This window comes from Kitasatospora sp. NPDC058965, assembly GCF_042741245.1.
Lineage (GTDB): Bacteria > Actinomycetota > Actinomycetes > Streptomycetales > Streptomycetaceae > Kitasatospora.
In genome coordinates this window covers 1-14,061 of the sequence record NZ_JBHYKG010000026.1, presented here as the reverse complement: position 1 = coordinate 14,061, position 14,061 = coordinate 1, and the positions used below count along the sequence as shown (strand labels likewise).

General features: G+C 72.5%; 8 protein-coding genes. 7 read left to right on the top strand and 1 reads right to left on the bottom strand.

Annotated elements, in window-relative coordinates; all coding sequences use genetic code 11:
* The first annotated feature begins 1 nt into the window (after window position 1).
* Together ACFW1A_RS07180 and ACFW1A_RS07175 are read left to right on the top strand one after the other, a co-directional pair.
* Entirely contained in the window at window positions 2–1,021 is a 1,020-nt protein-coding gene (locus ACFW1A_RS07180; RefSeq protein ID WP_380405576.1) for a carbamate kinase, read from the top strand.
* The gene (locus ACFW1A_RS07175; protein ID WP_380405573.1) at window positions 1,021–1,797 is read left to right on the top strand and encodes an HPF/RaiA family ribosome-associated protein; all 777 of its coding nucleotides are present in this window, start codon (window positions 1,021–1,023) and stop codon (window positions 1,795–1,797) included. The genes ACFW1A_RS07180 and ACFW1A_RS07175 overlap by 1 nt, the downstream gene beginning before the upstream one ends.
* Window positions 1,798–2,086: 289 nt before the next feature.
* Here ACFW1A_RS07175 and ACFW1A_RS07170 read toward each other — a convergent pair whose 3' ends face one another.
* On the bottom strand, window positions 2,087–3,676 hold the full coding sequence (locus ACFW1A_RS07170) for an oleate hydratase (RefSeq protein WP_380405570.1): 1,590 nt from the start codon (window positions 3,674–3,676) through the stop codon (window positions 2,087–2,089).
* Window positions 3,677–3,968: 292 nt separating this feature from the next.
* Here ACFW1A_RS07170 and ACFW1A_RS07165 point away from each other — a divergent pair, with 292 nt between their 5' ends.
* From ACFW1A_RS07165 to pflA, 5 genes are all read left to right on the top strand, one after another.
* Complete coding sequence (locus ACFW1A_RS07165) at window positions 3,969–6,353, top strand: phosphoketolase (RefSeq protein WP_380405567.1); 2,385 nt, start codon at window positions 3,969–3,971, stop codon at window positions 6,351–6,353.
* Between the two features lie 423 nt (window positions 6,354–6,776).
* Window positions 6,777–7,634 (top strand): universal stress protein, encoded by an 858-nt coding sequence (locus ACFW1A_RS07160; RefSeq protein WP_380405564.1) that lies wholly within the window; start codon window positions 6,777–6,779, stop codon window positions 7,632–7,634.
* Window positions 7,635–7,873: 239 nt separating this feature from the next.
* Complete coding sequence (gene adhE / locus ACFW1A_RS07155; RefSeq protein WP_380405561.1) at window positions 7,874–10,522, top strand: bifunctional acetaldehyde-CoA/alcohol dehydrogenase; 2,649 nt, start codon at window positions 7,874–7,876, stop codon at window positions 10,520–10,522.
* A gap of 31 nt (window positions 10,523–10,553) precedes the next feature.
* Entirely contained in the window at window positions 10,554–12,815 is a 2,262-nt protein-coding gene (gene pflB / locus ACFW1A_RS07150) for a formate C-acetyltransferase (RefSeq protein ID WP_380405557.1), read from the top strand.
* An 80-nt stretch (window positions 12,816–12,895) separates the two neighbouring features.
* Window positions 12,896–13,708, top strand: coding sequence for a pyruvate formate-lyase-activating protein (gene pflA / locus ACFW1A_RS07145; RefSeq protein WP_380405552.1), 813 nt, complete (start codon window positions 12,896–12,898; stop codon window positions 13,706–13,708).
* The last annotated feature ends 353 nt before the right edge of the window (window positions 13,709–14,061 follow it).

Below are 14,061 nucleotides of genomic sequence, written 5' to 3'. Positions count from 1 at the left end.
CATGCGCATCGTCGCCGCCCTCGGCGGAAACGCCCTGCTCCAGCGGGGCGAACGGCCCGACGCCGCCGTCCAGCAGCACCACGTCCACGACGCCGCCCGGTCACTGGCCGAACTCGTCCTCGCCGGACACGAACTCGTGATCACGCACGGAAACGGGCCGCAGATCGGCCTGCTCGCCGTCGAGAGCGAGGGCGACCCGGCCCTGACCGTCCCCTACCCGTTGGACGTCCTCGGCGCGCAGACCCAGGGCATGATCGGCACCCTGCTCGCCCGCGAACTCGTCGGCCGCCTGCCCGGCCGCGCCGTCACCGCACTGATCACCCACACCGAGGTCGACCCCCACGACCCCGCCTTCAAGCATCCCGACAAGTTCATCGGCGGCCGACTCACCGAGCACCAGGCCAGGATGATGGAGCTCGACCGCGGCTGGACCTGTGCCCGCGACGGTGGCCACCTGCGCCGCACCGTCCCCTCGCCGCTGCCGGTGGCGGTCACCGAGGTGCCCGCCATCCGCGCCCTGCTGGCGACCGGAGCCGTCGTGATCGCCGCCGGCGGCGGCGGCGTCCCGGTCGTCCGCAACCCGGACACCGGCCAGCTGCGGGGTGTGGAGGCCGTGGTCGACAAGGACCGCACCGCCGCCCTGCTGGCCGAAGAGCTCAGCGCCGACGCCCTGTTGATCCTCACCGACGTCACCCACGTGTTCACCCGCTTCGGTGCGGCCCACCCCGGCCCGCTCACCACCGTCACCCCCGGCCGGCTGCACGAGCTGGACCTGCCCGACGGCTCGATGCGCCCCAAGGCCGAGGCCGCCGCCGCCTTCGCCGAACGCACCGGCAACCTCGCCGCCATCGGCCCGCTGGACGATGCCCTCGGGGCCCTCCTCGGCACCACCGGCACCACCGTCCGCGCACGGCCCGCACCGCACGACCGGGGAGCTGCGGCGCTGCCGACGGGACCCTCGGCGCACGGCCCGGCCGCACCGCCCGCGGCAGTCCGAACCCACCAGGAAAGGGAACTGTGATGAACCGTCTGCAGACCGGGCCGGCCACCGAGGTCCTGGTGGAGACCCGCGGCGAGGTCACCTCGGCCGCGCCCGACTACGCGAGGGCGAAGATGCTCGCCGTGCTGGGCAGGTTGGACGAGCCGGTCCTCGCCGCCCGGGTGAAGCTCACCCAGGAGGCCAACCACGCGATGGCGAAGCCCTCGCTCGCCCAGGCCGTTGTCGACCTGAACGGCAGGCCGGTGCGGGCGCACGTGGCCGCTGCCACCATGCAGGAGGCCGTCGACCTGCTCCAGGACCGCCTGAACTCCCGGATCGCCCGCCTCCGCCACCACCGCGACCACCACGCGAGCGCACCGGCGGCCTTGCAGGACGGCACCCGGCACGAGCACCGCCCGCAGCACCACGCCCGCAGTACGCCGGAGCGGCGGATCGTCCGGCACAAGTCCTACAGCCTGGCGCGGCAGACGGCCTGGGAAGCCGTGTTCGAGCTGGAGGCGATGGACTACGACTTCCACCTGTTCACCGACGCGGCGAGCGGCTACGACAGCGTGGTCCACCGTGACCGGGCCGACGACGGGTACCGGCTGGCCACCACCGGCCCCCTGGACGAGCCGGTGCCGGGCCTGCCGATGAGCACCGTCGGTGTGCCGCGGCTCGCTGTCGCCGAGGCCGTGGCGCGGCTGGACCTGGGCGGTCTGCCGTTCATGTTCTTCACCGACGTCGCCACCGGCCACGGCAACGTGCTGTACCACCGCTACGACGGCCACTACGGCCTCATCACCCCCGTGCTGTAGGGGGCGGGGGTCCGGCCCGGCGACCGTGGGGGTTCGACCGGGCACGAAGTGCGGAGCCGGGGACGGTGTGGGGCCGTCCCCGGCTCTCGCGTACCCGCTCCGCAGCCGAGCCGGCTTGCCTCGCGGGTGCTGCCTCGTCGACCCGCAGGGTTGCCTGCAGCGTGCATCGGCGGCGCACCTCCGGCTTTCCGTGCCGGGGGTGCGCCGCCGCGCTGTGACCAGGTCGGGCCCGGAGCCGGTGGGGTGCCGGCGCGTGGGACGGGCGGGACTCGACCCGACGTCGGGGTGTTCAGGCGAAGGCGGTCCGCAGGGCCCGCAGGACTGTGGCGGGTTCGGTCAGGGCGTGGTGGACCGGTGGGACGGGCAGGTCGAGGCCCAGCAGCCGGTAGACGGCGTGCATGGCGCCGCGCACGGAGTACTCGACGGTGAAGACAACGTCCTCGGGGATCTCGACGTACTGGCCGAGGAAGGCGAAGTTGCGGGCGCCGTGCGGGATCACGCGGGGGCGGTCGTGCACGGTGCGCGGGGCGAACTGGCTGGTGATGTAGGGCATCATCACGGTGGTGACGGTGGTGGTGGCGCGGACCTCGTCGGCGATGTCGTCGAAGCCGAGCTGGCCGAGGAGTTCGGTGAGGATCTCCTGCCCGGTGCAGTCGGCCATGGCCTTGCCGGTGTACTGGCCGGGGGTGTCGCCGAACAGGCCGTAGCCCCACAGGGTGAACACGTCGTCCGGCTGGCCGGCGAAGTGCGGCGGGCGCGGGACGACGACCGACATCAGCCACGGGGAGTCCTTGAACGTCATCAGGGCGCCCGTGCCGGGCGTGTTGCCGCTGAACTCCTCGATCCGCCCGAGCAGGGCGGGGCTGCGCATGGTGAGGGTGAACGACTCCCAGGCGGCTTCGGGGATGCTGCCGTTGAAGACGGCGGGCCGGCCGAAGTCGGGGGCCTTGCGGGCCAGGGTCTCCCAGAGTGTCCAGCTGCCGTCGCGCTTGTCGCGGACCAGCTCGGGCGCGGCGTGGTCGTCGCCGTAGGCGGCATCGGCGGTCATCGAGCCGAGGGTGATGAACGCGAGGTCGAGGTCGGCGAGGTCGACCTCCTCGCGGCGGCCCTCGCGGTCCAGGTGCAGGCGCCTGGCGCGGCGGATGCCGTCCTGCTCGGTGAAGTCGACGTCGGTGACGGTGACACCGTGCTCGAAGCGCACCCCGCGCTCCGCCAGCCAGTCGGTGAGCGGGCGGACGATGGAGTCGTACTGGTTGAGGCGGGTGCGGCGCACGCCGGCCAGGGTGTGGATGCGCGGGAACTCCTGGAGGAAGCGCAGCAGGTACCGCTTGAGCTCGATGGCGCTGTGCCAGTTCTGGAAGGCGAAGGTGGTGCGCCACATCGCCCAGAAGTTCGTGCTGAAGAAGTGCTCGGAGAAGAAGTCGTCGATCCGGCGGGCACTGATCACCGACTCGGGCAGGACCAGCAGCCGGGTCAGCTCCAGCCGGTCGCGGGCATCGAGGCCCAGGCGCGCGGCGTCGATGATGCGGTGGTCGGCGTCGATCAGCCTGGCCCGGGCGTCGGTGGGCCAGTCCCGGTTGAAGTCGGCGATCTCCTGGCGGACGGAGACCTTCGGGTCGTCCAGGGTGGGGATCGTTTCCAGGAGGTTCCACAGGCAGGTGTACGCCTCGTCCTCCAGCATCCGCCCACCCCGGGTCACGTACGCCTGCTCCGGTGAGCCCCGGCCGTCGAGCGAGCCGCCTGCCAGCGGGAGCTGTTCCATGATGCGGATGTTCTCGCCGGGGACGTCGCCGTCGCGGATCAGGAAGGCCGCGGCGGCCAGTGCGGCGATCCCGCCGCCGACCAGGTACGCCTTCGTCTCACGTCCGCTGTCGATCATGTCGTGTTCCGTTCGTCCGCTGGGTGCGCCCCCGCGGCGGTCGGCAGGGGTGCCGCCAGCCTCCGGCCGCAGTGGCGGCGCGCGCGTGGGGCCGGCGGCCCCGCTCCCAGGGCCGTTGGTCCTCCGTCAGGCGCTTCGCCGCGCGCCCCCGGACAGGACCGGGAGGGCCCTGGTGGGCCGGAAGTCCTTCGTTCGGCCGCCCGCGACGGCCCGGTCGGCCCTGTGCCCGGGCGGGTGCGGGGCGTGACGATGGAGGGGTCAGCCACACCCGGTTCCCGAGGAGCCCGCCGCCATGCCCGTGACCGCCGATCCGACCACCGCAGAGCCGACCGAGTCCGACCTGCGGGCGCTCGACGCCCACTGGCGGGCCGCCAACTACCTGGCGGCCGGTCAGATCTACCTGATGGCCAACCCGCTGCTGCGCGAGCCCCTGCGGCCCGAGCACATCAAGCCCCGCCTGCTCGGGCACTGGGGGACCTCGCCCGGCTTGAACCTGGTGTACACCCACCTGAACCGGGTGATCTCCGGGCGCGACCTGGACGCCGTCTGCGTCTGGGGGCCGGGCCACGGCGGCCCGGCCGTGCTGGCCGGCTCCTGGCTGGACGGCAGCTACACCGACACCTACCCGTCCGTCACCCGGGACGCCGAGGGCATGGCGAAGCTGTTCCGGCAGTTCTCCTTCCCCGGCGGGGTGCCCAGCCACGTCGCCCCCGAGACCCCCGGCTCGATCCACGAGGGCGGCGAGCTCGGCTACGCCCTCTCCCACGCCTACGGGGCCGCCTTCGACAACCCCGGGCTGCTGGTCGCCTGCGTGATCGGCGACGGAGAGGCGGAGACCGGACCGCTGGCCGCCTCCTGGCACAGCGACAAGTTCCTCGACCCGGTGCACGACGGCGCGGTGCTGCCGGTCCTGCACCTGAACGGCTACAAGATCGCCAATCCCACGGTGCTCTCCCGGCTGCCCGAGGCCGAACTCGACGCCCTGCTGCGCGGCTACGGCCACGACCCGCTGTACGTCACCGGAGACGACCCGATGGCCGTGCACCGCGCGATGGCCGTCGCCATGGACACCGCCCTCGACCGGATCGCCGCCGTCCAGCACGAGGCCCGCACCGACGGCTCCACCCGGCGCCCGCGCTGGCCGATGATCGTCCTGCGCACTCCGAAGGGCTGGACCGGCCCGCGGGAGGTGGACGGTGTGCCCGTCGAGGGCACCTGGCGGGCCCACCAGGTCCCGCTGGACCAGGTCCGCGACAACCCCGCCCACCTGGCGCAGCTGGAGGCCTGGCTGCGCTCCTACCGCCCCGAGGAGCTGTTCGACGAGCACGGGCGGCCCACCGCACCAGTCCTCGACTGCCTTCCCGAGGGCCGCCGCCGTCTCGGCGCCAACCCGCACGCCAACGGCGGCCTGCTGCTGCAGGACCTGCCCCTGCCCGCCCTGGAGCGCTACGCCGTCCCGGTCGACAAGCCCGGCACCACCCTGCACGAGCCCACCCGCGTCCTCGGCGACCTGCTCGAACAGCTGATGGCCGACACCGCGCGGCGCCGCGACTTCCGCCTGGTCGGGCCGGACGAGACCGCCTCCAACCGGCTCCAGGCCGTCTACGGCGCCACCGGCAAGGCCTGGCAGGCCGACACCCTGCCGGTCGACGAGCACCTGGCCCGCGACGGCCGGGTACTGGAGATCCTCTCGGAGCACACCTGCCAGGGCTGGCTGGAGGGCTACCTCCTCACCGGCCGACACGGCCTGTTCTCCTGCTACGAGGCGTTCGTCCACATCGTCGACTCGATGGTCAACCAGCACATCAAGTGGCTGCGCACCACCCGGCAGATCCCCTGGCGCGCCCCGATCGCCTCCCTCAACTACCTGCTCACCTCGCACGTCTGGCGCCAGGACCACAACGGCTTCTCCCACCAGGACCCCGGGTTCGTCGACCACGTCCTCAGCAAGAGCCCCGAGGCCGTGCGCGTCTACTTCCCGCCGGATGCCAACACCCTGCTCGCCACCGCGGACCACGTGCTGCGCAGCCGCGACTACGTCAACGTGGTGGTCGCGGGCAAGCAGCCCTGCTTCGACTGGCTGAGCCTGGAGGAGGCCCGCGCCCACTGCGCGCGCGGAGCCGGGATCTGGGAGTGGGCCGGCAGCGACGACGGCAGCGTCGAGCCGGACGTGGTGCTGGCCTGCGCCGGTGACGTGCCGACCCAGGAGGTGGTCGCCGCCGCACAGCTGCTGCGCCGTCACCTGCCGCAGCTGCGGGTGCGCGTGGTGAACGTGGTCGACCTGGCCCGGCTGATGCCCGCCGAGGAGCACCCGCACGGGATGCCCGACGCCGAGTTCGACGCCCTGTTCACCCGGGACAGGCCGGTGGTCTTCGCCTACCACGGCTACCCGTGGCTGATCCACCGGCTCGCCTACCGCCGAACCGTCCACCCGCAGTTGCACGTGCGCGGCTACAAGGAGTCCGGCACCACCACCACGCCCTTCGACATGGTGGTGCGCAACGACCTCGACCGCTACCGCCTGGTCATGGACGTCATCGACCGCGTCCCCGGCCTGGCCGTCCGGGCCGCCGCCGTCCGGCAGGCCATGGCCGACCAGCGGAGCCGGCACCACGACTGGATCCGCGAACACGGCACCGACCTGCCCGAGATCGCGGACTGGCAGCCGGGCCGCTGACCCGGATCCGGACCGAAGGCGCTCCGCCCGAGGGGACGATCGCCAAGGACCCGGCCGTCACGGTCGGCATCGACGGATCCGAAGCCCGCCCGGCGCCCGCCGAGTGGTCCGCCGAGTGGGCCGCCTGCGAGGCGCTGCTGCGTGGCCGCACGCCGCACCTGCTGCACGCCCTGCCCCTGGTGCCGCACCTGCTCCCCCGGTGGAGCCTGCAGCACGCCGACTGCCCGGTGGCAGTCGTACCCGAGGCGTCGCAGCAGCCTCCGACCGGGACCTTCGGAACCGGTCGGGGGCTGCTCGGCCTCTGTGGCCGGCCGTCGCCGGCCGCGAGCCTGTCCGTCAGACACCAGGTCGCGCACATCCGTTCGCGACCACCACGAGGTCGCGCACATCGGTTCGCGACCCAGGACGAAGGAGGTCGTGATCATGTCTCACGCTGTCGTGGTGGGGGTCGACGGATCGGCGCGGAGCGCGGCCGCGGCCGAGTGGGCGGCCCAGAAGGCCCACCGGAGCGGTCGTGCGTTGCGGATGATCCACGTCGGCGGGGAGGAGCCGGCGTTCTCGGCGGTCCCCCGGGACCCGGCGCCGACGCTGCCCCGGCCGGTGCTCGAATTGCGGGACCACCTCGCGGGCGTGCTGCCGGGCCTGGAGATCTCCTGCGAGCACGTCCCCGGCCACCCGGCCTACGCGTTGGTTGCCGCCGGGGACCGGGAGGGCCTGCTGGTGCTCGGTTCGCGCGGGCTCGGCGGGCTCGCCGGACTGCTGGTCGGGTCGGTCGCGCTGCGCGTGGCGGCGCACGCGGCCTGCCCCGTGGTTCTGGTCCCGGTGGGAACGGAGGGCGGCGGCGCGGCATCCGACGTGGTGGTGGGGGTGGACGGTGCCCGGCCCGCTGCGGAGGTGCTCGCCTTCGCCCTGGAGCAGGCCGCCGAGCGGGGCGTCGGGCTGCGCCTGGTGGAGAGCCGGAACCTGTCGACCGGACGGTATGTGACGGCAGCTCCGACAGACTCGCCGGACATTGCGGAGGCTCTGGCCATGGCTGCGCTGGTCCGGCTCCAGGACGCGCTGGCACCTTGGCGGGAGAAGTTCCCCGACGTGCGCGTCGCGGCCGAGGTGACGGGCCGGCCGGCCGGGAAGGCCCTGGTGGAGGCATCTCGCAGCGCTTCGTTGGTGGTTGTGGGCCGGCGGACCCCGAGGATCGGGCCGGCCGTGCCCGGGCTGGGCGCCGTGGCCCACGCGGTCCTGCACCACGCGCACAGCCCGGTCGCGGTGGTGCCGCACGCCTGACCGGCAACGCGACAGTGGCCGTGGCAGGACCGACACCAGGTCCCGCCACGGCCGCTGTCGCGTCCGGCCCCGGGGCGTTGGTGCACCGGCAGCCGTCGGACGAGGGACCTTCGACCCGCTGGGAGTGCCCCAACGGCCGCCGCCCCGAAGCGTGTCGTTCGGGAAGGCTGTGAGGAGCAGCGGGAGCGATGCCCGCCGGCGCACGATCCCCGGATGACGAACCGAAAGGTGGTCCCGCCATGCCCCGCCGCCCACAGGCCGAGGAACCGAATCCTCCCGTCCCCGCCCCGGCCAGCACCACCGCCGTCGACGCCTTGGTCGCCGACGCGCTGACGGCCCTTCAGGAGTACGCGGACTTCACCCAGGAGCAGGTCGACCACATCGTCAAGAAGGCGTCCCTGGCCGCACTGGCGCAGCACACCGGCCTCGCGGCGCTGGCCGTGGAGGAGACCGGGCGCGGCCTGTTCGAGGACAAGGCGGTCAAGAACGTCTTCGCCTGCGAGAACGTCACCCACGTGATGGCCCGGACGAAGACCGTCGGAGTGGTCCGCCGGGACGAGATCGACGGGATCGTGGAGATCGCCGAGCCGGTCGGCGTGGTCGCGGGCATCACCCCGGTCACCAACCCCACCTCCACCACGGTCTTCAAGTGCCTGCTGGCGCTGAAGACCCGCAATCCGATCGTGTTCGCCTTCCACCCCTCGGCGCAGCGCTGCTCGGCGCAGGCGGCCCGGATCGTGCGGGACGCCGCGGTGGCCGCCGGAGCGCCCGCGTCCTGCATCCAGTGGATCGAGACGCCGTCGATGGCGGCCACCCACGCCCTGATGCACCACCCGGACGTGGCCACCATCCTGGCGACGGGCGGCAACGCGATGGTCCGGGCCGCGTACTCCTGCGGCAAGCCGGCCCTCGGGGTCGGCGCCGGCAACGTCCCCGCCTACGTCGAGCGGAGCGCCGACCTGAAGCGGGCCGTCAACGACATCGTGCTGTCGAAGACCTTCGACAACGGCATGATCTGTGCCTCCGAGCAGGCCGTCGTCCTGGACGCCGAGGTCCGCGACGCCGCGCTCGGCGAGTTCCGCACGCTGATGGCGCATCACGCGAGTGCCGAGGAGAAGGTGCTGCTGGAGCGGTACCTGTTCCCCGCCGACGACGGGGGCTCCTCCTGCGCCGGCGAGCGGCTGAACGCGGACGCGGTGGGCCGCAGCGCCCACGAGATCGCCGCGGCGGCCGGGTTCGAGGTGCCGGCCGGCACCTCGGTGATCCTGGTGGACGTGGAGCGGGTCGGGCCCTCGGAGCCGCTGACCCGGGAGAAGCTGTGCCCGGTGCTGGCCGTGCTGACCGCGGCCTCGCGCCGCGAGGGCGTCGAACTTGCCGCGGCAATGGTGGAGTTCAACGGGCTGGGGCACTCGGCGGCGGTGCACACCGAGGACGCGGCGTTCGTCGAGGAGTTCGGCCACGCGGTCAAGGCGTGCCGGATCATCTGGAACGCGCCCAGCTCGCAGGGCGGCATCGGGGACGTGTACAACGCCTTCCTGCCCTCGCTCACGCTCGGCTGCGGGAGCTACGGGCACAACTCGGTGGCCGGGAACGTCTCGGTGCTGAACCTGCTGAACATCAAGCGGATCGGGCGGCGCAACACCAACATGCAGTGGTTCAAGGTCCCCCCGAAGATCTACTTCGAGCGCAACAGCATCAAGTACCTGGCCAGCATGCCGAACGCCCACCGGATCGTCGTCGTGACCGACCGGACCATGGTGGAGATCGGCCACCTGGAACGGATCCGCGGCATCCTGGACCGCCGCCGGGAGCCGGTCGAGGTCCGGGTGGTCGACTTCGTCGAGCCCAATCCGAGCATCGACACCGTCCGGCGGGGCGCGGAGCTGATGCGCGCGTTCCGGCCCGACACCATCGTGGCGCTCGGCGGCGGCTCGCCGATGGACGCGGCCAAGGTGATGTGGCTGATGTACGAGCACCCGGAGGTCGACTTCGCCGACCTGAAGGAGAAGTTCTTCGACATCCGCAAGCGCGCCTTCACCTTCCCCGACCTGGGTGAGAAGGCGAAGCTGGTGTGCATCCCGACCACCTCGGGCACCGGGGCCGAGGTGACCCCGTTCGCGGTGATCACCGACACCGCCACCGGCCAGAAGTACCCGCTCGCCGACTACGCGCTCACCCCGAGCGTGGCCATCGTCGACCCGGCGCTGACCACCCACCTGCCCAAGGCCGTCACCGCCGACACCGGATTCGACGCGCTCACCCACTGCATCGAGACCTACGTCTCGGTCTACGCCAACGACTTCACCGACGGCCTGGCCCTGCACGGCATCCGGCTGATCTTCGACAACCTGGAGCAGGCCGTCACCGAGGGCCCGACCAACCCCGCCGCGCGGGAGAAGATGCACAACGCCGGCACGATCGCCGGCATGGCCTTCGGCTCGGCCTTCCTCGGCGTCGTGCACGCCATGGCACACACCCTGGGCGCGACCTTCCACGTCGCCCACGGCCGCACCAACGCGCTGCTGCTGCCCCACGTGATCCGCTACAACGGCACGGCCCCGGCCAAGGTCACCAGCTGGCCCAAGTACCGCAGCTACGTGGCTCCCGAGCGCTACCAGGCCATCGCCCGGATGCTCGGACTGCCGGCCGACACCCCCGGGCAGGGCGTCGAGTCGCTGGCTGCCGCCGTCGAGGAACTGCGCGACCGGGTGGGCATCCCGCGCTCCTTCAAGGAGGTCGGCGTCGACGAGACGGCCTTCCTGGCGGCCCTGCCGCAGCAGGCGATGAACGCCTACGAGGACCAGTGCGCCCCGGCGAACCCCCGGATGCCGCTGCTCGCCGACATGCAGCAGCTGATGCGCCAGGCCTACTACGGCAACCAGTCCTGACCACCACCCGAGCGAGAAGGACAGACCGACCATGACCGCACAGCAGCACGGGACCTCGACCGCTTGGCACGGCTTCCAGGGCGGCCGTTGGCGCGAGACCATCGACGTGCGCGACTTCGTCCAGCACAACTACACCCCCTACCAGGGAGACGCCTCCTTCCTGGCCGGGCCCACCGAGCGAACCCTCGCGGTCTGGAAGCAGATCACCGACCGCTTCCCCGAGGAGCGGGCGAAGGGGGTGTACGACGTCGCCCACGACGTGCCCGCCGGCATCACCGCGCACGCGCCCGGATACATCGACCGGCAACGGGAACTGATCGTCGGGCTGCAGACCGACGCCCCGCTCAAGCGCGCGATCATGCCCTACGGCGGCTGGCGGATGGTCGCCGGCGCGTTGAAGACCTACGGCTACCCGGTCGACCCGGGGCTGGAGAAGGTGTTCACCGAGTACCGCAAGACCCACAACGACGGCGTCTTCGACGCCTACACCCCCGAGATCCTCGCCGCCCGCAAGGCCGGCGTCATCACCGGCCTGCCCGATGCCTACGGACGCGGCCGGATCATCGGCGACTACCGCCGGGTGCCGCTGTACGGCGTGGACCGGCTGATCGAGGTGAAGCGGGCCGAGAAGGCCGAACTGGATCACCTGCCGCACGACCCGTCGCGACTGGAGGAGACCCTCCGGGAGCGTGAGGAACTCGCCGAGCAGATCAGGGCGTTGGGCGAGTTGAAGCAGATGGCCGCGGGCTACGGCCATGATGTCTCCGGCCCCGCCGCGACGGCCCGCGAGGCGGTCCAGTGGCTCTACTTCGCCTACCTGGCCGCCGTGAAGGAGCAGAACGGCGCCGCGATGTCGCTGGGCCGCACCTCCACCTTCCTCGACGTCTACCTGCAACGGGACCTCGACGCGGGCAGGTTGACCGAGGAGCAGGCGCAGGAGCTGATCGACGACTTCGTCGTCAAGCTGCGGATCGTGCGCTTCCTGCGGACCCCCGAGTACGACGAGCTGTTCTCCGGCGACCCGACCTGGGTGACCGAGTCCATCGGCGGGATCGGCGAGGACGGCCGCCCGCTGGTGACCCGCACCTCGTTCCGCTACCTGCAGACCCTCTACAACCTCGGGCCCGCCCCCGAGCCGAACCTGACCGTGTTCTGGTCGCCGCAACTCCCGGCTGGTTTCAAGGAGTTCTGCGCGAGGGTGTCGATCGACACCTCCAGCATCCAGTACGAGTCGGACGAGCTGATGCGCCCGCGGTTCGGCGACGACACCGCCATCGCCTGCTGCGTCTCCGCGATGCCGGTCGGCAAGCAGATGCAGTTCTTCGGTGCCCGGGTCAACCTCGCCAAGACCCTGCTCTACGCGATCAACGGCGGCCGGGACGAGATCTCCGGCGCCCAGGTCGGCCCCGCCACCGGTGCGGTCACCGGCGACGTCCTCGACTACGAGGAGGTGCTCGCCAAACTCGACCAGCAGCTCGACTGGCTGGCCGCCACCTACGTCCACGCGCTGGACGTCATCCACTACATGCACGACAAGTACGCCTACGAGCGCCTGGAGATGGCCCTGCACGACCGCGACGTCCGGCGCACCCTGGCCTGCGGCATCGCCGGCCTCGCGGTGGCGGCCGACTCGCTCTCCGCCATCAAGCACGCGACCGTGCGCCCGGTGCGCGACGACACCGGCCTCGCCGTCGGCTACGTCGTCGAAGGCGAGTACCCGGCCTACGGCAACAACGACGACCGGGCGGACGCCATCGCGGTGCGGCTGGTCGAGGAGTTCATGGACAAGGTCCGCAAGCAGCCCGCCTACCGCGGCGCCGAGCACACCCAGTCCGTGCTGACCATCACCTCCAACGTCGTCTACGGCCGGAAGACCGGCGCCACCCCGGACGGCCGCAAGGCCGGCGAACCGTTCTCCCCGGGCGCCAACCCGATGAACGGACGCGACCGCCACGGCTACGTCGCCGCGGCCCTCTCCGTGGCCAAGCTCCCCTACGAGCAGGCCGAGGACGGCATCTCCCTGACCAACACCGTCACCCCCGACGCGCTCGGCCGCTCCGCGGAGGAGCGGATCGCCAACCTGGTCGGCGTGCTCGACGGCTACACCGCCTGCCACGGCTTCCACATGAACGTCAACGTCCTCGACCGCGAAACCCTGCTGGACGCCATGGAGCACCCCGAGAAGTACCCGCAGCTGACCATCCGGGTCAGCGGCTACGCGGTCAACTTCGTCCGCCTCACCCGCGAGCAGCAACTCGACGTGATCGGCCGCACCTTCCACAGCGCGCTGTAGCAGCGCCCACCCGCACGCGGTGCCGACGCCCACCCCGACCACGGGCGTCGGCACCGCGCCTTTGCGCAAGGAGACCCGGAATGACCGAACCCACCGTCGCCGCCCCGGCCGGCGACGCCGCACCCCCGCCGTGCCCGGCTGCGGGCACGACGGCCTCGTGCCCGGTGACCGGCATGCTGCACTCCTGGGACCTGTCGACCGGCGTCGACGGCCCGGGGACGCGCTTCGTCGCCTTCCTCGCCGGCTGCCCGCTGCGCTGCCTCTACTGCCACAACCCCGACACGTGGCACCTGCGCGACGGCCGGCGCACCACCGCCGACGAGATCGTCCGGGAGGCCGCGAAGTACACCGAGTTCATCCGCGCCTGCGGCGGCGGCGCGACGATCAGCGGCGGCGAGCCGCTGCTCCAGCCGGCCCTGACCGGCGAGTTGCTGCACCGCTTCAAGCACGAACTCGGCCTGCACACCGCCCTGGACACCTCCGGCTTCCTCGGCTCCCGCGCCACCGACGCGCTGCTCGCCGACACCGACCTCGTCCTGCTCGACATCAAGTCCTGGGACCGCGCGCTCTACCGCCGGCTGACCGGGCAGGGACTCGCTCCCACCGTGGACTTCGCCCGCCGCCTGGCCGACCTCGGCACCGAGGTCTGGGTCCGCTTCGTCCTCGTCCCGGGGCTCACCGACCTTCCCGAGAACATCGAGGGCGTCGCCTCCTTCGCCGCCTCCCTCGGCAACGTCGCGCGGGTCGACGTGCTGCCCTTCCACAAGCTCGGCGCCGGCAAGTGGCGCGCGCTGGGTCTGGAGTTCACCCTTGCCGACACGCCGACGCCGACCGGCGACCAGGTGGCCGCCGCTCGCGCGGTGTTCGCCGCCCACGGGTTGCACGCCGTGTGACCCGAGCCTGTCCCACCCGCTCCCCGGTACGGTCGAGCCCCACGGCTCGCTGACCGACCGGGGAGCTTCGTCGTGCTCGGCGCCGCGAGCCACTGACGGCCGGGCTCCGGGCTCCGGACGCGCGATCCGGACCACAGCGAGGGATGTCCGCGGACGCGCTTCCCGGCCTGTCGCGGGGCTTGGCCCATGGTTGCGGGGCAGCGGCCGAGACCCGCGCAAGGCACAAGGCACAGCGCAGTGGCGGGCGCCCGCACGCGCGCGGCCGGCCGCGTCGCTTGGGTGCGGGTGGGGGTGGGGGTGCGGGGGCGGGGTGGCGGGCTCCGGGGGGGGTGGCGCCAGGCCGCGGGGGGGGC